Genomic DNA, 17,366 nt, shown 5'->3' with positions numbered 1-17,366 from the left:
CCCCAACCATTCCGCCGTGCGGCTTACGCTAAGCCATTCTTGAGGCGGGTGGCCGACATATCGTGGTGGGCACCCAACAACCCACTAACCGTAGCCTGCCAAAGGTCGCCCCCCTCCGCAATAAGAAATGGCCGTGTAAAACGGGGAAAGAGTCAGGGATTCCATGAATTTAATCCCCAACGTTAAGATTCGAATCCGGCGATTCCGCAGAACGAGTCGGGAGAATCTGCTGAAAAACTGGGCAATTGAACACCTCGACCGGCGCTTCTTCCCGGATTTCTGCACGTTCTGAGCGATTGGCACAGGCATTGCCTTTTCAGCCTCCAAGCGGGCCGCGCATCGATGCCGGCACCAGGACCTGGAGGAGGCTTCGATGTTCAAGGACCCGTTCGACCCGAAGGCCCTGCTGGGGCGCGGTGGCTGCTCCTGCGGCGGCAACCACAGCCAGGCCGACCATGCCCGCCTGACGGCGGAGACGGTGCCGGCCGGGGAGGAGGATCGCTGGAACCGGGTCGTCGACGCCGCCGTGCTGCGGGCGGTCTTCCCGGTCGACGCCCAGCGCCGCCAGTTCCTGAAGACGGTCGGCGCGGCCACGGCCATGGCCGCCATCTCTTCGGTCCTGCCGCTCGGGGTCGCCCGCGAGGCCTTTGCCCAGGGGGGCGCGCCGGAGAAGAAGGACCTCAAGGTCGGCTTCATCCCGATCACCTGCGCCACGCCGATCATCATGGCCCATCCGATGGGCTTCTATTCCAAGCAGGGCCTCAACGTCGAAGTCGTGAAGACGGCCGGCTGGGCGGTGATCCGCGACAAGTCGCTGGCCAAGGAATACGACGCCTCGCACATGCTCTCGCCGATGCCGATCGCGATCTCCCTGGGCGTCGGGTCGAACCCGGTGCCGTGGACGATGCCGGCGATCGAGAACATCAACGGCCAGGCGATCACGCTCGCCAACAAGCACAAGGACAAGCGCAATCCGAAGGACTGGAAGGGCTTCCGCTTCGCCGTGCCCTTTGACTATTCGATGCACAACTACCTGCTGCGCTACTACGTGGCGGAGGCGGGCCTCGATCCCGACAAGGACATCTCGATCCGCTCGGTGCCGCCGCCCGAGATGGTCGCCAACCTGCGCGCCGACAATATCGACGGCTATCTCGGCCCCGATCCGTTCAACCAGCGCGCCGTGTTCGACGGCATCGGCTTCATCCACCTGCTGACCAAGGAGCTGTGGGACGGTCACCCGTGCTGCGCCTTCACCGTCAGCAAGGAATTCGCGACCCAGAATCCGAACAGCTATCGCGCGCTGCTGAAGTCGATCATCGATGCGACGGCCTATGCGCACAAGCAGGAGAACCGCAAGGAGATCGCCAAGGCGATCGCCCCGGCCAACTACCTGAACCAGCCCGAGACGGTGCTGGAGCAGATCCTGACCGGCACCTATGCCGACGGCCTGGGCGGCGTGAAGAAGGATCCCGACCGCATCGACTTCGATCCCTTCCCGTGGAACCAGTTCGCCATCTGGATCATGACCCAGATGAAGCGCTGGGGTCAGCTCAAGGGCGATGTCGACTACGCCAAGGTCGCTTCCGAGGTCTATCTCGCCACCGACACGGCGAACATGATGAAGGAGATGGGCCTCACGCCGCCCGATCCGTCGAAGAAGACCATCGTGGTGATGGGCAAGCCCTTCGATTCGTCCAAGCCCGACGAGTACGTCAACAGCTTCGCCATCAAGCGGACCTGAGCGGCCGTGACATTGCCGGCAGGATCAGAAGCCGACCTCATCCTGAGGAGGCTGCGCAGCAGCCGTCTCGAAGGATCGGCTGCAGGCGCGGTGTCCTTGGCTCATCCTTCGAGACGCTCGCTGCGCTCGCTCCTCAGGATGAGGGCTTTGCTTTTGATGCATGAGGGCCACGCATGCTGAAGAATTCCCTCCGCTTGCGGGCGGGTCTGCTGTCGATCCTGATCTTCGTGGCCATCGTCGGCATCTGGCAGGTCGCCACCATGCCGACCGCGGCCAGCGGCCCGGCGATGGATCCGGAATACGCCAAGCTGGTCGGCGCCGCCGCGGCGACCGGACAGAAATCGGCGATGCCGACGCCGGCCGATATCGGCGCCACGATCTGGAAGCACCTCGCCGATCCCTTCTATATCCGCGGCAGCAACGACAAGGGCATTGGCATCCAGCTCGCCTATTCGTTGGGCCGCGTGCTGCTGGGCTTCGGCCTGGCCGCCGTGGTGGCCATTCCGCTGGGCTTCCTGATCGGCATGTCGCCGCTGGTCTATCGCGCGCTCGATCCCTTCATCCAGATCCTGAAGCCGGTCTCGCCGCTCGCCTGGATGCCCTTGGCGCTCTACACGATCAAGGACAGCGCCATCTCGTCGATCTTCGTGATCTTCATCTGCTCGATCTGGCCGATGCTGATCAATACCGCATTCGGCGTGGGCAGCGTGCGCAAGGAATGGCTGAACGTGGCGCGCACGCTCGAGGTCGGCCCGTTCCGCACCGCCTTCAAGGTGATCCTGCCGGCCGCGGCGCCCACCATCATGACCGGCATGCGCATCTCCGTGGGCATCGCCTGGCTGGTGATCGTGGCGGCCGAGATGCTCGTGGGCGGCACCGGCATCGGCTACTTCGTGTGGAACGAGTGGAACAACCTCTCGATCGCCAACATCGTGACCGCGATCCTGTTGATCGGCCTGGTCGGTCTCCTGCTCGACCAGGGCCTGGCCTGGCTCGCCAAGCTCGTCACCTATCCGGAATAGGCGCGCCATGGAGAACCGTCCGCTCATCAGCGTCGAAGGACTGGCGCGCCGCTTCGGCGAGACCGGCCAGCCCGCCGTGTTCGAGGATATCTGGTTCGGCGTCGACAAGGGTGAGTTCTGCTGCCTGATCGGCCATTCCGGCTGCGGCAAGACCACCATCCTGAACGTGCTGGCCGGCCTCGACAGTCCGAGCGGCGGCGCCGTCATCGTCGACAATCGCGAGATCGACGGGCCGAGCCTCGACCGCGCCGTGATCTTCCAGGGCCATGCGCTGCTGCCGTGGATGACGGTGATGGGCAACATCGCCTTCGCCGTGTCCTCGCGCTGGCCGACCTGGATCGCGCCCGGGTGCGCGATCACGCGATGCGCTTCATCGAGCTGGTCGGCCTCGCCGGCGCAGAGAATAAGCGGCCGGCGCAGCTCTCGGGCGGCATGAAGCAGCGGGTCGGCATCGCGCGCGCGCTTTCGATCCAGCCCAAGATGCTCCTGATGGACGAGCCGTTCAGCGCGCTCGACGCGCTGACGCGCGGCATGCTCCAGGACGAGGTGCTGCGCATCTGCGCCGACACCAATCAGACCGTGTTCATGATCACCCACGATGTCGACGAGGCGATCCTGCTTGCCGACAAGATCGTGCTGATGACCAACGGCCCGGGCGCGCGTATCGCCGAGATCGTGGTCAACACCATGCCGAAGAACGAGCGGCACCGGAACGACCTGCACCGCCATCCGCAGTACTATGCGATCCGCAACCATCTCGTGGAGTTCCTCGTGAACCGCTCGAAGGCGTTCGATCGCGAGGTCGCGGAGCATGGCTTCGATCCGCGGCGGCCGAAGCTGGTGAAACCGGGCCTCATGTCCATGAAATTTTCGGCGGGCAACCCGCCGGCCGAGATCGTGCCTTTAACAACCGGGAGACGGCAATGAAGCGGGCTGAAGTCACAGAGAAGATCCTGACCGCCAAGCGCATGAAGGAACTGACCTGGGAAGACATCGCCAAGAAGATTGGTGGTGCCTCGAAGATCATCGTCACCGCGGCCTGCATGGGCCAGATGAAGATGACCAAGGAGCAGGCCACCAAGGCCGGCAAGCTGTTCGGCCTGGGCAAGGAAGAAATCCTGCTGCTGCAGGAGGTGCCCTATCGCGGCTCGCTGCCCCAGATCCCGCCGACCGACCCGCTGATCTACCGCTTCTACGAGCTGGTACAGGTCTACGGCACGACCTGGAAGGAACTGATCCAGGAAGAGTTCGGCGACGGCATCATGAGCGCCATCGACTTCGACATGACCATGGAGCGCCAGCCCGACCAGAAGGGCGACCGGGTGAAGATCGCCATGTCGGGCAAGTTCCTGGGGTACAAGAGCTACTGACGCCTGTCCCGCAAGCAGCTGCGTGGGGGTAGACTGGTTTCATGAGCCAGCTCCCCCTGCGGTCCATCGAAGCCTTTGTCGTCGTGGCGCGTGCCGGCAATCTCGCGCAAGCCGCGGCGAGGTTGAGCATCACGGTCCCGGCCGTGAGCCGCAGGATCCAGATTCTGGAGCGCTACCTCGGCGCGAAACTCTTCGACCGCCAGCCACGGGGTCTCAGCCTCACGGCGGCGGGCGAGAAATACTTCTCTGAGCTGGGACCGGCCTGGGATCGCGTGTGCAAGGCGACGATCGCCGCCACGTCGCCGGTTCGACGTGGCGCCTTCAAGGTCAGCGTCATCCCGAGCTTTGCCGCGAACTGGCTCGTGCCCAGGCTTGCGCGCAGCCGATTGCGTCTCGCGGGACTGGAGGTCGAAATCGAGACCTCGCCGGATATCGTGGAACTGCGCGAGCGCGACGATCTCGACTGCGCCATTCGCCTGGGGCTCGGGCCCTGGCCGGGAACGGTCGGAGAGAAGTTTCTGCCGATAAAGGCGTATCCGGTCGCGAGTCCGGACTTCGTCGCCCGCAAGCGGCTCAAAGGCCCCGCCGACCTCGCGCGACAGACTCTCATTGGGTCCAGTCATCAGCCCGACTTCTGGCCGGAATGGTTTCGGCACACCGGCATCGGCTTGGCCCAAGGTCCTTACAGGAGCTTCGACAATCTTCAGCTTGTCTACGAGGCGGCAGCAGCCGGACTCGGAGCCGCCATCGGCCTCGATCCCCTCGTGCGGCCTTATCTGCAAAGCGGCCGACTCGTGCGCCTGTGGCCGGGTGACGTGACGCTCTCCAGAAGCTTCCATCTCGTTCGGCGGACCGATCGGGTCGAGTCGAACCGATTCGATCTATTCCGGAGCTGGTTGATCGGCGAAGCCGCCGCTGCCGCCTGAAGGGGCGGCGTTGACGATTCCTGAAGTCGTCGGCCGAGAACTGAATGGTCGCACCGGACGCCGGGCCCTACGGTCACGGTCATCAAAGACCGCGTCCGGGGAATGGCGTCGCGCATGACCATCTATCGCCTGCATTACTTCCCGGAATCCGGCAACAGCTACAAGCTGGCGCTGATGCTCACGCTGTGCGGCCAGGACTTCGAGCCGGTCTGGACCGACTTCGGCGGTGGCGTCACGCGAACCCCCGAGTGGCGCGCCCGCGTCAATGTCATGGGCGAGATCCCGGTTCTCGAGGAGGGTCCGCAACGCCTCACCCAGACGGCGCCGATCCTTCTGCGGCTCGCCGAACGCTACGGCCAGTTTGGCGGTCGGAGCGATGAGGAGAGGTTCGAAATCCTTCGCTGGCTGTTCTGGGACAACCACAAGCTCAGCGGCTACATGGCGACCTATCGTTACTATCGGGCGTTCACGCCTTCACCCGATCCCGCCGTTCTGGCCTATATGCGTCGGCGCCTCGACGACTATCTGACGATCCTGAACGGCCATCTTCTGGAGCGCCCGTTCATGATCGGCGACCGCCCGACGATCGCCGATATCTCAATGATGGCCTATCTGTCCTTCCCGAAGCGGGAGGCCGGGTATGATCTGGCGGTCAGCCATCCAACTGTGAATGCGTGGCTTCTGCGCATGGCGGAGCGTCCCGGATGGAGGGCGCCCTATGACCTGCTGCCTGGCAAACGGCTGACCTGCTACGTCTAGTTTTGGCCGGCTGCTGGCTTTCAGAGGTTTCTGTTGTGCGCTCGCGGTTCGCCGTGACACATTGTTGACAATCGACGATTCGTCGTTCCGAGGGCAACTTGGCTGTTTCCGATCTTTCGACGCGGGGAGTGGACTCGCTTTTCGAGCGGGTGCCGAAGGCGACCTTGCGCGCCCACATCGTGGAGCAGCTCCGGTCCGCGATCCTGGCGGGCGACATTCCGCCGGGGGCGCCGCTGGTCGAGACGGCGCTGTCGGAACGGTTCGATGTCAGCCGCGGGCCGTTGCGCGAGGCGCTGCGGCAGCTGATCGAGGAGGGGCTGGTCGTGACCGTGCCCTATACCGGCACGCACGTCGCCGAGCTCTCGGTCGAGGACGTCCACGAGATCTATTCGTTGCGCACGGTGCTGGAGACCTTCGCCTTCGAACAAGTCTGGCTGCGCCGCGACGACCGGTTCCGCGCCGAGCTCCGGCGGCGCAACGACGTGCTGATCGCCTCGATCGATGCCGGCGACGACCGCGCCAGCATTCTCCACGAACTCGACTTCCACGGTCTCGTCTACGAGGCGAGCGGCCACAAGCTCCTGCAGCGCGCCTGGCACGGGCTGCGCGGCCGGCTGCAGCTCTATTGGGCGGCGCATCATCGCGCGCATGGCCGGCGCGGCCCGAAGCGCGACAGCCACGACAGCTACATCGAGGCGGCGTTTGGCGCGGACCTCGCGGCGATGAAGGCCGAGATCGCCGATCACATGCGTCGCGGCGTCGAGACCACGGAGAAATTCCTGCGCTCGATGCCGGATCTGCCGGGGAAGCCAAAAAGGGGAGTCAAATCATGAGCATCAATCGACGTTCGTTGTTCGCCGTCGCGGCCGCGAGTGCCGCCGCGCTGGCCATTCCGTTCGCCGCGCGCGCCGAGGGCACGCTCGACGAGGTGAAGAAGCGCGGCGTGCTGCGCGTCGGCGTCACCCAGGCGCCGCCCTGGTACTCGAAGGATCCCAAGACCGGGCAATGGGCGTCGGGTCTCGGCGTCGCGATGGGCAAGGCGATGGCGCAGTCGCTGGGCGTGAAGTTCGAGCCGGTCGAGGTGACCTGGGGCAATGCGATCGCCGCCCTCCAGGGCGACAAGATCGACATCATGTTCATGCTCGACGCCACGTCGGAACGCAAACAGGCCGCCAACTTCCCCGAGACGCCGCTGCTCTGGTACTCGCTCGCGGTGCTGGCGCGCGACGACCTGAATGCGAAGACCTGGGAGGACCTCAACAAGCAGGGCGTACGCATCGCCGTGCCGCAAGCCTCGACCATGGACCGCTGGGCGACGCAGCACACGCCCAAGGCCGACATCCAGCGCTTCCCCGGCAACGCCGAGGCGATCGCCGCCTTCCAGTCGGGTCGCGTCGATGCCGTGCTGCTCTTCCATCCGCCGCTGCTGGCCGCCCGCCAGCGGCTCGGCAAGGGCAAGATCGTGGTGCCGCTGCCCGCCGAATCGCAGCCGTCGAGCGCGGCGCTGCGCAAGGGCGACACCGCCTTTACCGAATGGGTCGATAAGCAGTTCGCCGACTATTACAAGAGCGGCCAGACGCAGAAGTGGTACGAGCAGGCGATCGCCGACTTCGGCCTCGATCCCAAGTCCGCGCCGCCGGTCATGAAAGAAATGATCAAGTAGGCAACTTCGCCCTTGGCCTATCAGTGGGACTTCGCGCCGGTCCTCGCCAACGCACCGTTGTTGGCGGAGGGCCTGGCGAACACGCTCAAGATCACGGGCACGGCACTGGTCTGCGGTGTCGTGCTGGGTCTGGCCCTGGCGCTGCTGCGACTCTCGCCGCGGCGCTTCCTGTCGTGGCCGGCGGGCTTCGTCATCGAGGTGTTTCGCACCACGCCGCCGCTGGTCCAGCTCTTCTGGTTCTTCTTCGCCCTGCCGATCCTGGTCGGCATCGAGATGACGCCGTTCGTGGCCGGCGCCGTCACCTTCTCGATCCAGTCGGCTTCGTTCTTCGCCGAGGTGTTCCGCGCCGGCATCCAGTCGATCGAGCGCGGCCAGTGGGACGGTGCGCGCGCGATCGGCATGCGCCATGACCAGGCGCTGCGGCGCATCATCCTGCCGCAGGCGGTGAAGCGCATGATCCCGGCCTTCATGGAGCGCGCCATCGAGCTCATGAAGACCACGACCCTGATCGCCACCATCTCCTATGCCGACCTGCTGTTCGCCGCCAACGAAGTCTCGCAGAAGACTTTCAGGCCGCTCGAGACCTACACGGTCGTGGCGCTGATCTATTTTGTCGTGATCTTCCTCGCCAGCCAGGTCGCGCGCCTGGTCGAACTGCGGCTGGCCCGCAGCGGCGAGAGCACAGTGCATTGAGAGGGGTGCATTGATGCGCTGGGATTTCGCCTCGGTCTTCGAGAACACCGACGCGCTGCTGGTCGGCGCCGCCGGCACGTTGCGCATCTTCGCGATCTGTCTGGTGCTGGGGCTGAGCCTCGGACTCCTCGTTGGGCTGGGGCGCTATTCGCGCAACCGCTGGCTCCATATCCCCGCCACGGTCTTCGTCGAGTTCTTCCGCAACACGCCGGTGCTCGTGCAGATCCTGTGGTTCTACTTCGCGCTGCCGATCCTGCTGCCCTTCCAGATCAGTCCGCTGGCCGCCGCATCGCTGGGCATCTCGCTCAACTCCGCGGCCTTCTCGGCCGAGATCTATCGCGGCGGCATCCAGTCGATCGAGACCGGCCAGTGGGACGGCGTGCGGGCGCTGGGCATGCGCTGGGGCCAGGCGATGCGGCGCATCATCCTGCCCCAGGCGCTGAAGCGCATGCTGCCGGCGCTGACCAACCGCGCCATCGAGATATTCAAGATGTCGACGCTGGCCTCGGCCGTGGCCTATGTCGAGCTGCTGCAGCAGGGCAAGCTGATCGCCTCGCTCAACTACAATCCGATCGAGGCCTATACCGCCGTTGCCGTGATCTTCTTCGTCTTCCTGTGGCCGCTGGTCCAGTTCAGCTATTTCCTCGAACGACGGCTGAGGCGGGACGAATGACGATCCTGAAAGTCAGCGGCCTCACCAAGCGCTTTGGCGCGACCGACGTATTGCGCGGCATCGATCTCGACGTGGCGCGCGGCGAGCGCATCGCCATCCTGGGCGCCTCGGGCTCGGGCAAGAGCACCTTGCTGCGTTGCCTCAACTTCATGGAGCGTCCGGGCGGCGGCACGATCACGCTCGACGGCCAGCTGCTGGGCCGCGAGGGAAAGTCGGGCGAGCGGGTCTACCGCGAGAACGAGCTGATCCAGGTGCGCCAGCGGGTCGGCATGGTCTTCCAGCAGTTCAACCTGTTCCCCCACATGACCGCGATCGGCAACGTGATGGAAGGGCTGCGCACCGTGCGCGGCCTGCCGAAGCCGGAAGCCGAGGCACGGGCGCGGAAGGAGCTGGCGCGGGTCGGACTCGCCGAAAAGGCGGATACCTATCCGGCGCATCTCTCGGGCGGCCAGAAGCAGCGGGTCGCCATTGCGCGTGCGCTCGCGATGGATCCCGAGATGCTGCTGTTCGACGAGCCGACCTCGGCGCTCGATCCCGAGCTGGTGGGCGAAGTCCTGGCCGTGATCCTCGCGCTCGCCGAGGAAGGCCGGACCATGATGCTGGTGACGCACGAGCTGGGTTTCGCCTACCACGTCGCGACTCGCGTGATCTTCCTGGCCGACGGCGCCATCCACGAGCAGGGCACGCCGGACGAGGTCCTCAAGAACCCGAAGAAGGAGCGTACCCGCGCCTTCCTCGCCAGCCACAAGCAATTCAGCTTCTAGGGAACATGCGATGACGACGGAACAGGCGAGCGCCCAGGCCTATCTGGCCGATGCGCGCAACGACCAGGTGCTGGTCTATGTGAACGGCACCTTCGCGCCCCGCAACGAGGCCAGCGTCTCGGTGTTCGATTCGGGCTTCGTGCTGGGCGACGGCGTGTGGGAGGGCTTGCGCCTCGTGAAGGGCCGGCTGATCAGCCTGGAGGCCCATCTCGATCGCCTGTTCGAGGGCGCGCGCTCGATCGATCTCGACATCGGGCTCGACCGGGCCGGCGTCACCAAGATCGTGACCGACACGCTGGCGAAGAACGGCATGACCGACGGCGCACACATCCGGCTCATGATCACGCGCGGCCTCAAGAAGACGCCCAACCAGGATCCGCGCTTCGTGATCGGCAAGGCCACGATCGTCTGCGTCGCCGAATACAAGACGCCGATCCCCGAGGCCAAGGCCCGGGGCTACGCGCTCTTCACCTCGACCTTCCGCACGACCAACCCCGACCAGTTCGACCTGCGCCTCAACTCGCACTCGCGGCTCAATCTCATCCAGGCGCTGATCCAGGCGATCAAGGCCGGCGCCGACGAGGCGCTGATGCTCGATCCGCGCGGCTTCGTGGCCTCGTGCAATTCGACCAACTTCTTCATCGTGCGCGGCCGCGAGCTCTGGACCTCCACGAGCCTCTACAGCTTCAAGGGCATCACCCAGCAGAACGTGATCGACGCCTGGCGCGCGGCGGGCAACGTGGCGAAGGAATGCGACTTCACCCTGGCGCAGGTCTACTCGGCCGACGAAGCCTTCGTGACCGGCACGCTCGGTGGCGTCACGCCGGTGACGAAGGTCGACGGCCGCCTGATCGCCGACGGCAGGGCCGGCAAGGTGACGAAGGAAGCGAGCGACCTCTATCTGAAGTCGGTCGGGGCGCTATGAGGTTTGCAAGCCCGTCGCAGTCTAAGCTTCGGGGCTGGACGGTCCGGCGAGCTTCGCCTGCAGCTCGGCGATCTGCTTCTTCAGCTCCTCGTTTTCCTCGCGCGCCTTGGCGGCCATCGCCTTGACGGCGTCGAACTCGTCGCGGCGCGGGATGTCCATGCCGTCGAGAATCTTGGCGATCTGGTCGCGCACGCGGGCCTCGACCTCGTCCTTCATGCCGGTCAGCGCGCCCATCGCGCCGTTGGCCACCTTGGTGAGGTCGTCGATGAAGGGATTGCGGGTTTGCATGAAAGGTCTCCTGATGCGGCGAGTATGGTCGGCTGGTAGCATCCGGCGCAAGAAGCACTGGAGGAAGCCGTGAGTCTGGTCAAAGTCGAGTCGAGCGAAGGTATCACCACCATCACCATGATGCGCCCGGAGAAGCGCAACGCTCTGACGCAGGAGCTGTGCGACGGGCTCTACGAGGCCTATCGCGCCTTCGAGGAGGGCGACGACCAGGTCGCCGTGCTGCAGGCCGATGGCCCCGCCTTCTGCGTCGGCGCCGATCTCCACAATCCGCCTGCCGCGATGTGGAAGGCGGTGCCGCATGTCAGCCACGCGCTCACCAAGCCCGTGATCGCCGCGACCCAGGGCTGGGTGATCGGCGGCGGTATCTGTCTCGTGATGACGTGTGATCTCATGGTGTCTGCCGATACCACGAAGTTCATGTACCCTGAGGCCAAGGTCGGCGTATTCGGCGGGCTGATGCCCGGCATCGTCTCGCGCATGCCGCACAAGGTCGCGATGGAGTTGCTGCTGCTCGGCGAGGAGATTTCGGTGAAGCGGGCCTACGACGTGGGCTTCGTCAACAAGGTTGTGCCGCTCGGCCAGGAGCGTGCCGAGGCGCGCCGGATGGCCAAGGTGATTGCCGAGTCGGCGCCGCTGGTGATCCGCACCCTGCGCGACTTCGCCAACCAAACCCTGCCGCGCGGGCCGGCCGAGGTCTTCGTGCCGGAGCGCTACAAGCTCGAGACGATCGCCAACTCCGAGGACCGCAAGGAAGGCGCGGCCGCCTTCCGCGAGAAGCGGACGCCCCGGTTCAAGGGACGCTGAGGCAATGGGCAAGCTGCTTCTGATCGGTTGCGGCAAGATGGGCGGCGCCATGCTCGACGGCTGGCTGGCGCGCGGCCTGCCGGCCGCCGGCATCGTCGTTGCCGAGCCGGTCGAGGCGATCCGGCCGCGGCACGCCGGTGTGCGTGTCGTCTCCTCCTCGGCCGAGGTGGAGGAGTCGCCGGAGATCGTCGTCCTGGCGGTCAAGCCGCAGTCGATGGACGAGACGCTGGTCGATCTCCGGCGGTTCGCGGCGCAGGGAACGGTCTTCTTGTCGATCGCGGCCGGCAAGACGTTGGGCTACTTCGCCGCCCGTCTCGGTCATGCGGCCAAGCTCGTGCGCTCCATGCCGAACACGCCGGCGGCGGTACGGCAGGGCGTCACCGTCGCAACCGCGGCGGCGAGCGTGACGGCGGCCGAGAAAAAGCGCTGCCACGAGCTGCTGGAGGCGGTTGGACAGGTCCTGTGGGCCGACGACGAGGCGCTGATGGATCCCGTCACCGCGCTCTCGGGAAGCGGGCCGGCCTATGTCTTCCTGCTGGTCGAGGCGATGGCGGCGGCCGGCGAAAAGGCCGGCCTGCCACCGGACATGGCGATGCAGCTCGCCCGCGCCACGGTGATCGGAAGCGGGGAACTGCTGAAACACTCCCAGGAGCCGGCGTCGCAGCTGCGCGTTAACGTGACCAGTCCCGGCGGCACCACCGCCGCAGCCCTGCAGGTCCTGATGGCAACCGACGGCATCCAACCCGTATTCGACAAGGCCCTCGCGGCCGCCTCGCATCGTTCCAGGGAGCTGGCAGGGTGAACGACGTTCGCGACAAGGCCCTCGATGCCTTCCTCGGGCTGATCGCCGAGAAGGGCTATGCCGGCGTGGCTCTGCGCGACGTGGCGCAGGCGGCCGGCCTGGGTTTTGCCGATCTCTATGGCGTCTACTCCGACAAGACCGCCCTGGCGGCGGCCTTCATGGCGCGCATCGACGCCGAAGTGATGGCGGGAACGCCGTCGACGGTCGATCCCGAGGAAACGCCGCGGGACCGGCTGTTCGATGTGATGATGCGCCGCTACGACGCGCTGAGACCCTACCGCGCGGCGCTACGGGCGCTGCGTCGTGCCGGAACCCGCGACCCGATCCTCGCGATCGCGATGGGCCCGGGACTGCGGCGATCGATGGGAGCGATGCTGGAGGCCGCCTCGGTGGCGAGTGACGGGCTGCCCGGTGCGCTGCGGCAGAACGGGCTGCTGGCCATCCACTATGCCGTCTCGCGGGTGTTCGACCGCGACGATACCCAGGACCTGTCGAAGACGATGGCGGCCCTGGACGAACGCCTGAAGACCGCGGAGCGTTGGGCGCAACTCTTTGACAAATATGCGAAATCGCCGCGGGCTGACGTCCCGCCCTCGGCACCGCTTTCGCCCGAGGCGTGAACATTTTGTGCAGTGCACAAAAACACCCCTTGACTCACTGCAATGCATCCCTAAATTGAGCTTCATTGTGCACCGCAGCAAAGCGGGGCACCCGCGCTCAGCCTTGCTTTGTCCCTCAAGGAGATTTCCATGTACGCCAACGGTGCCTTCAAGAACCCCTTCGCCGACTTCGACTTCAGCAAGATTTCCGGTGAGTTCAAGCTCCCGACCGTGAACGTCGAGACCTTCGTCGAGACGGCCCGCAAGAACTTCGCCACGATGACGTCGCTCAACACCGCCGCCGTCGAGCAGATGAAGACGATCGCGCAGCGCCAGGGCGACATGGTCCGCGCCGCGATGGAAGACTTCTCCAAGCACGGCAGCGAAGTGCTCGCCGCCGCGACCGTCGAGGAGAAGGCCGCCAAGCAGATCGACTTCATGAAGAAGACCTACGAGTCGGCGATCACCAACTCCAAGGAGCTGGCCGAACTCTACAGCAAGGGCCAGACCGACGCCGTGACGGCGCTGAGCGCCCGCGTCGCCGAGCTGACCGAAGAGGTCAAGGCCGCGATCGCCAAGAAGTAAGCGTTCCAGAGCAAGCGTGGGTCGGTCAGTTGCCGATCCGAAAAGGGGCCGCGTACGTGGCCCCTTTTCTTTTGCGTGCACCGCTTTAGTTTCGGTGCACCATGACGACCATTACCTATGAAGATTTCGAGCGTGTCGACATCCGGGTCGGCACCATCCTCGAGGCCGCGACACTCGAAGGCGCGCGCAAACCCGCCTATCGGCTGCTGATCGATTTCGGCGGTGAGATCGGCACGAAGAAGTCCTCGGCCCAGATCACCGTGCACTACACGCCCGAAGAGCTGGTCGGCCGTCAGGTCGCGGCGGTCGTGAACTTCCCGCCGCGCCAGATCGGCAGGTTCATGTCGGAAGTCCTGACCTTGGGCTTCCCGGGGGCCGACGGCAGCGTCGTGCTGATCGCGCCGACCAAGCCGGTGCCGAACGGCGGCAAGCTTTTCTAGGCTCATTGGAGCGCGTCACTCCAGTGACGCTCATGATCATGATTGCGCAACGGGAGTTGCGCGCTCCAATAACGACCGCTTGCTCTAAAAGACCTTGTGAATCCAGCCGTGCGGGTCGGCCGTGCGGCCGCGCTGGATGCCGACGAGGGCGGCCTTCAGCTCCTCGGTGCTGGCGCCCGAGCCGCCGTTGCCGATCCGGAACTCGCCGTCCTTGCTGCGCACCGTGCCGATCGGCGTGACCACCGCGGCCGTGCCGCAGGCGAAGGCCTCGCGCAGGCGGCCACTGGCGGCATCCTTGCGCCACTGTTCGATCGAATAGCGCTCCTCGCTCACCTTGATGCCCTTGTCCTTCGCCAGCGTGAGCAGCGAGCTGCGCGTGATGCCGGGCAGGATGGTGCCGCCGAGCGGCGGGGTGATCATCGAGCCGTCGTCGAACACGAAGAAGATGTTCATGCCGCCCAGTTCCTCGATCCAGCGCTGTTCGACAGCGTCGAGGAAGACCACCTGGTCGCAGCCGTGGCGCGTCGCTTCCGCCTGCGCCTGCAGGCTGGCGGCATAGTTGCCGCCGCACTTGGCGGCGCCGGTGCCGCCGGGCGCGGCGCGGGTGAAATCCTCGGAGACCCAGACGGACACGGCCGGCGCATCGGTCTTGAAGTAGGCGCCAACCGACGAGGCGATGACGATGAACAGGTAATCGGACGAGGGCTTCACGCCGAGGAAGATCTCGTTCGCGAACATGAAGGGCCGGATGTAGAGGCTGCCGTCGCCGTCCGGGATCCAGGCCCGGTCGATCTTCACCAGCTGGTCCACCGCCTCGAGGAATACCTCCTCCGGCAGGACGGGCATGGCGAGCCGCTCGGCCGACTGCTGGAAGCGCCGGGCATTCTCCAGCGGGCGGAACAGCGTCGCGCCGCCATCGGCCGTGCGATAGGCCTTCAGCCCCTCGAAGATCTCCTGGGCGTAGTGCAGGACGGCCGCAGCCGGGTCCATCGGGATCGGCGCGCGCGGTTCGACCCGCGCATCGTGCCAGCCCTTGGACTCGTGATACCGGATCGTCACCATGTGATCGGAGAAGACGCGGCCGAAGCCCGGATTCTTGAGCAGCGCCGCCCGTTGATCGGCGGGAAGCGGCGACGGGTGCGGAACGTGCGTAAACTGAAGCGACGGTGTCTTGGACATTGCCTTGGACATTTCTCTCTTGAGTATTTCTTTCAATCTATCACAGGCGGCTTTGCCGCAAGTCCCTCCGACTGCTCAGAGCGGAATTCGCACGACCACGCGCAAACCGCCGAGCGGCGAGGCCGCCAGCGTGACTTCGCCGCCGTGGCTGCGCGCCACGTCGCGGGCGATGCTGAGGCCGAGGCCCACCCCGCCCGTCTCGGCATTGCGCGACTGGTCGAGGCGGAAAAACGGCCGGAACACGTCCTCGTAGTTTTCGGGCGGAATGCCGGGACCGTTGTCGTCGACCGAGATCTCGACCGCGGTCCGGCCGCGCACCGCCTCGATCCTGATCTCGGTGGCGTAGCGCTGGGCGTTGGACACGATGTTGGTCAGGCAGCGCTTGATGGCGATCGGCCGCAGCTCGACGTTCATGTCGCCCTTCCAGGCGACCTCGAGGGTGGCGCTGCCGTGGCGCGCGCCGGCCGCGACATCCTCCAGAATCTCCGAAAGGTCGGACATCACGGGATCCTCGTCGCCCTCGCCGCGGGCGAAGGCGAGATAGCCCTCGATCATGCGCTGCATGTCGTCGACGTCGCCGGCCAGCTCCCGCGTCTCCGGCGAGTCGGGAAGAAGCGCCAGCGACAGCTTCATGCGGGTGAGCGGCGTGCGCAGGTCGTGGCTGACGCCGGCCAGCATCTCGGTGCGCTGCTGGATCGAACGGCGCAGCCGGATGCGCATCGTATGGAAGGCGGTGGCGGCATTGCGCACCTCGCGCGTGCCGCCGGAGAAGGCGAAGTCGGGCACGTCGCGCCCCTTGCCGAGCGCGTCGGCCGCCACCCCCAGATGCTCGATGGGCACCAGCTCGCGCCGCATGAACCAGATGGCGAGGCCGAACAGGACCAAAGCGAGGCCGAGCTGGGCCAGGACATAGGCGAAGCTCGAGCCGAAGGTGAGGCGCACATGCGGCACCAGCACGTCCATCACGTCGCCGTCCGGCAGCTGGATCTCGATCAGGAGCTGGCCGCCGCCGATATTGTTGTCGAGGAAGAACGGGCGCTTGAGGTCGGCGTTGAGCGCGCCCTGGACCTCGCGGGCCACGATGTCGAAATACTCCGGCTCCTTGAAGGGCCGGACGATTCCCTTTCGGAAGGAAACGAACAGCAGCAGGTCCTGGGCGGAGCGGCGCAGGATCCATTGGCGATGCTCGTCGTCGGGAAAGTCCGACCGCAGCGAGATCAGCAGGCGCAGGTCGCGGACCAGCAGGATGGCGAGTCGGTTGGTGACGTTGTCGCCGCGCTGGCTGTAGAACCACCAGGCCGACAGCGCCTGCAGCAGCAGCATCGGCACGACGATGATGAGGAGGGCGCGCGCGAACAGGGTCTGTGGCGAATGCTTGTCCGACCATTGCGCGATGCGCTCGAAGATGTCGCGGACGGCGGTCCACTTCATGCGTCGACCAGACGGTAGCCCTGACCGCGAACCGTGCGCAGATAGCGCGGAAACGACGGATCGGGCTCTATCTTGCGCCGCAGCCGCGTCACCTGCACATCGATGGCGCGCTCGTTCACGGCGGCGCCGATGATCTTGCACAGCGTCTCGCGGCTCAGCACCTCGCCGATGCGGCCGGTGAAGGCGCGCATCAGGGCGATCTCGGCATCGGTCAGCGGCACGCGTTTTCCTTTGTCGGTGAGCTCGCCCAGTTCGAGGTCGAACTGCATGGGGCCGAACGTCACCTGTCGTGGTTCGTCGGAAGGGGCAGCCGTGCCGGCGGGCCTGCCGCGGCGTAAAACGCTCTGAATGCGCAGCAGCAGTTCGCGCGGCTCGAACGGCTTGCCAAGATAGTCGTCGACTCCCCGCTCCAGGCCCGCGATGCGATCCTTGGTCTCGACCATCGCCGTCAGCATCAGGATCGGCACGTCGTCGGTGCGGCGCAGCTCTGTCGCGAATTCGAGCCCGGTCTCGCCCGGCATCATGACGTCGAGCACGATCAGGTCGAAATCGAGCGAGCTCAGCCGCTGGCGCGCCTCCGCGGCACTGGCGGCGGTCGAGACACGGAAGTCGTTGCGCGAGAGGAACGACTTCAGGAGTTCGCGCAGGCGCGTATCGTCGTCGACGACCAGGATGTGGGGCTTGTCGGCCGACGCGTCCATG

General features: G+C 65.8%; 20 protein-coding genes and 1 pseudogene. 17 read left to right on the top strand and 4 right to left on the bottom strand.

The annotated features are described in order from the left end of the window. Positions 1-373 precede the first annotated feature (373 nt). The 12 genes and pseudogenes from ACO07I_RS13870 to ACO07I_RS13815 all read left to right on the top strand — a co-directional run bounded on the left by ACO07I_RS13870 (position 374) and on the right by ACO07I_RS13815 (position 10,536). Positions 374-1,741, top strand: coding sequence for an ABC transporter substrate-binding protein (locus ACO07I_RS13870; RefSeq protein ID WP_422008555.1), 1,368 nt, complete (start codon positions 374-376; stop codon positions 1,739-1,741). A 173-nt stretch (positions 1,742-1,914) separates the two neighbouring features. Next, entirely contained in the window at positions 1,915-2,763 is an 849-nt protein-coding gene (gene ntrB / locus ACO07I_RS13865; protein ID WP_422008553.1) for a nitrate ABC transporter permease, read from the top strand. A 7-nt stretch (positions 2,764-2,770) separates the two neighbouring features. After that, positions 2,771-3,690 (top strand): annotated as a pseudogene (locus ACO07I_RS13860) (ABC transporter ATP-binding protein). Beyond that, positions 3,687-4,133 carry a cyanase gene (gene cynS, locus ACO07I_RS13855; protein ID WP_422008551.1) on the top strand — a complete coding sequence of 149 codons (447 nt, stop codon included), beginning with the start codon at positions 3,687-3,689 and terminating at the stop codon, positions 4,131-4,133. Before ACO07I_RS13860 ends, cynS begins: the two are co-directional and overlap by 4 nt. Positions 4,134-4,174: 41 nt before the next feature. Next, complete coding sequence (locus ACO07I_RS13850) at positions 4,175-5,059, top strand: LysR substrate-binding domain-containing protein (RefSeq protein WP_422008549.1); 885 nt, start codon at positions 4,175-4,177, stop codon at positions 5,057-5,059. 114 nt (positions 5,060-5,173) lie between these two features. Beyond that, on the top strand, positions 5,174-5,818 hold the full coding sequence (locus ACO07I_RS13845; protein ID WP_422008547.1) for a glutathione S-transferase family protein: 645 nt from the start codon (positions 5,174-5,176) through the stop codon (positions 5,816-5,818). 128 nt (positions 5,819-5,946) lie between these two features. Next, positions 5,947-6,651 (top strand): GntR family transcriptional regulator, encoded by a 705-nt coding sequence (locus ACO07I_RS13840; protein ID WP_422008546.1) that lies wholly within the window; start codon positions 5,947-5,949, stop codon positions 6,649-6,651. Further along, complete coding sequence (locus ACO07I_RS13835) at positions 6,648-7,481, top strand: transporter substrate-binding domain-containing protein (protein ID WP_422008544.1); 834 nt, start codon at positions 6,648-6,650, stop codon at positions 7,479-7,481. The genes ACO07I_RS13840 and ACO07I_RS13835 overlap by 4 nt, the downstream gene beginning before the upstream one ends. Positions 7,482-7,493: 12 nt before the next feature. Next, positions 7,494-8,174 (top strand): amino acid ABC transporter permease, encoded by a 681-nt coding sequence (locus ACO07I_RS13830; RefSeq protein ID WP_422008542.1) that lies wholly within the window; start codon positions 7,494-7,496, stop codon positions 8,172-8,174. A gap of 13 nt (positions 8,175-8,187) precedes the next feature. After that, positions 8,188-8,847: an amino acid ABC transporter permease gene (locus ACO07I_RS13825; protein ID WP_422008540.1), complete on the top strand. Its 660-nt coding sequence runs from the start codon at positions 8,188-8,190 to the stop codon at positions 8,845-8,847. Next, entirely contained in the window at positions 8,844-9,611 is a 768-nt protein-coding gene (locus ACO07I_RS13820) for an amino acid ABC transporter ATP-binding protein (protein WP_422008538.1), read from the top strand. The genes ACO07I_RS13825 and ACO07I_RS13820 overlap by 4 nt, the downstream gene beginning before the upstream one ends. 10 nt (positions 9,612-9,621) lie before the next feature. After that, positions 9,622-10,536, top strand: coding sequence for an aminotransferase class IV (locus ACO07I_RS13815; RefSeq protein ID WP_422008536.1), 915 nt, complete (start codon positions 9,622-9,624; stop codon positions 10,534-10,536). Between the two features lie 21 nt (positions 10,537-10,557). Here the strand turns inward: ACO07I_RS13815 and ACO07I_RS13810 are convergent, their stop codons facing one another. Next, positions 10,558-10,824 (bottom strand): accessory factor UbiK family protein, encoded by a 267-nt coding sequence (locus ACO07I_RS13810; protein ID WP_298307734.1) that lies wholly within the window; start codon positions 10,822-10,824, stop codon positions 10,558-10,560. Between the two features lie 69 nt (positions 10,825-10,893). Here ACO07I_RS13810 and ACO07I_RS13805 point away from each other — a divergent pair, with 69 nt between their 5' ends. The 5 genes from ACO07I_RS13805 (at position 10,894) to ACO07I_RS13785 (ending at position 14,054) form a co-directional block, all read left to right on the top strand. Next, entirely contained in the window at positions 10,894-11,628 is a 735-nt protein-coding gene (locus ACO07I_RS13805) for an enoyl-CoA hydratase/isomerase family protein (RefSeq protein ID WP_422008534.1), read from the top strand. A 4-nt stretch (positions 11,629-11,632) separates the two neighbouring features. After that, a complete protein-coding gene (gene proC / locus ACO07I_RS13800; protein WP_422008532.1) occupies positions 11,633-12,430 on the top strand; it encodes a pyrroline-5-carboxylate reductase in 798 nt (265 codons plus the stop codon). After that, on the top strand, positions 12,427-13,050 hold the full coding sequence (locus tag ACO07I_RS13795) for a TetR/AcrR family transcriptional regulator (protein ID WP_422008531.1): 624 nt from the start codon (positions 12,427-12,429) through the stop codon (positions 13,048-13,050). The genes proC and ACO07I_RS13795 overlap by 4 nt, the downstream gene beginning before the upstream one ends. Before the next feature lie 129 nt (positions 13,051-13,179). Then, a complete protein-coding gene (locus ACO07I_RS13790; protein WP_298307745.1) occupies positions 13,180-13,614 on the top strand; it encodes a phasin family protein in 435 nt (144 codons plus the stop codon). Positions 13,615-13,715: 101 nt separating this feature from the next. Next, on the top strand, positions 13,716-14,054 hold the full coding sequence (locus ACO07I_RS13785) for a tRNA-binding protein (RefSeq protein ID WP_422008528.1): 339 nt from the start codon (positions 13,716-13,718) through the stop codon (positions 14,052-14,054). Between the two features lie 84 nt (positions 14,055-14,138). Here the strand turns inward: ACO07I_RS13785 and ACO07I_RS13780 are convergent, their stop codons facing one another. From ACO07I_RS13780 to ACO07I_RS13770, 3 genes are all read right to left on the bottom strand, one after another. Beyond that, the gene (locus ACO07I_RS13780; protein ID WP_422008526.1) at positions 14,139-15,245 is read right to left on the bottom strand and encodes a branched-chain amino acid aminotransferase; all 1,107 of its coding nucleotides are present in this window, start codon (positions 15,243-15,245) and stop codon (positions 14,139-14,141) included. A gap of 63 nt (positions 15,246-15,308) precedes the next feature. Next, entirely contained in the window at positions 15,309-16,664 is a 1,356-nt protein-coding gene (locus ACO07I_RS13775; RefSeq protein ID WP_422008524.1) for an ATP-binding protein, read from the bottom strand. Continuing rightward, complete coding sequence (locus ACO07I_RS13770; protein WP_422008523.1) at positions 16,661-17,365, bottom strand: response regulator; 705 nt, start codon at positions 17,363-17,365, stop codon at positions 16,661-16,663. Before ACO07I_RS13770 ends, ACO07I_RS13775 begins: the two co-directional genes overlap by 4 nt. Between the last annotated feature and the right edge of the window lies 1 nt (position 17,366).

It is taken from the genome of Reyranella sp., assembly GCF_965227665.1.
Lineage (GTDB): Bacteria > Pseudomonadota > Alphaproteobacteria > Reyranellales > Reyranellaceae > Reyranella.
The sequence above is the reverse complement of the archived record's forward strand: the minus strand, read 5'-3'. Positions and strand labels throughout refer to the sequence as shown.

What these genes read in the sequence shown, in the direction of transcription:
- ACO07I_RS13850 (WP_422008549.1), top strand. Translation starts at nt 4,175, where the DNA reads ATGAGCCAGCTCCCCCTGCGGTCCATCGAAGCCTTTGTCGTCGTGGCG.
- ACO07I_RS13775 (WP_422008524.1), bottom strand. Translation starts at nt 16,664, where the DNA reads ATGAAGTGGACCGCCGTCCGCGACATCTTCGAGCGCATCGCGCAATGG.
- proC (WP_422008532.1), top strand. Translation starts at nt 11,633, where the DNA reads ATGGGCAAGCTGCTTCTGATCGGTTGCGGCAAGATGGGCGGCGCCATG.
- cynS (WP_422008551.1), top strand. Translation starts at nt 3,687, where the DNA reads ATGAAGCGGGCTGAAGTCACAGAGAAGATCCTGACCGCCAAGCGCATG.
- ACO07I_RS13770 (WP_422008523.1), bottom strand. Translation starts at nt 17,365, where the DNA reads ATGGACGCGTCGGCCGACAAGCCCCACATCCTGGTCGTCGACGACGAT.
- ACO07I_RS13825 (WP_422008540.1), top strand. Translation starts at nt 8,188, where the DNA reads ATGCGCTGGGATTTCGCCTCGGTCTTCGAGAACACCGACGCGCTGCTG.
- ACO07I_RS13785 (WP_422008528.1), top strand. Translation starts at nt 13,716, where the DNA reads ATGACGACCATTACCTATGAAGATTTCGAGCGTGTCGACATCCGGGTC.
- ACO07I_RS13845 (WP_422008547.1), top strand. Translation starts at nt 5,174, where the DNA reads ATGACCATCTATCGCCTGCATTACTTCCCGGAATCCGGCAACAGCTAC.
- ntrB (WP_422008553.1), top strand. Translation starts at nt 1,915, where the DNA reads ATGCTGAAGAATTCCCTCCGCTTGCGGGCGGGTCTGCTGTCGATCCTG.
- ACO07I_RS13870 (WP_422008555.1), top strand. Translation starts at nt 374, where the DNA reads ATGTTCAAGGACCCGTTCGACCCGAAGGCCCTGCTGGGGCGCGGTGGC.
- ACO07I_RS13790 (WP_298307745.1), top strand. Translation starts at nt 13,180, where the DNA reads ATGTACGCCAACGGTGCCTTCAAGAACCCCTTCGCCGACTTCGACTTC.
- ACO07I_RS13835 (WP_422008544.1), top strand. Translation starts at nt 6,648, where the DNA reads ATGAGCATCAATCGACGTTCGTTGTTCGCCGTCGCGGCCGCGAGTGCC.
- ACO07I_RS13780 (WP_422008526.1), bottom strand. Translation starts at nt 15,245, where the DNA reads ATGTCCAAGGCAATGTCCAAGACACCGTCGCTTCAGTTTACGCACGTT.
- ACO07I_RS13820 (WP_422008538.1), top strand. Translation starts at nt 8,844, where the DNA reads ATGACGATCCTGAAAGTCAGCGGCCTCACCAAGCGCTTTGGCGCGACC.
- ACO07I_RS13810 (WP_298307734.1), bottom strand. Translation starts at nt 10,824, where the DNA reads ATGCAAACCCGCAATCCCTTCATCGACGACCTCACCAAGGTGGCCAAC.
- ACO07I_RS13815 (WP_422008536.1), top strand. Translation starts at nt 9,622, where the DNA reads ATGACGACGGAACAGGCGAGCGCCCAGGCCTATCTGGCCGATGCGCGC.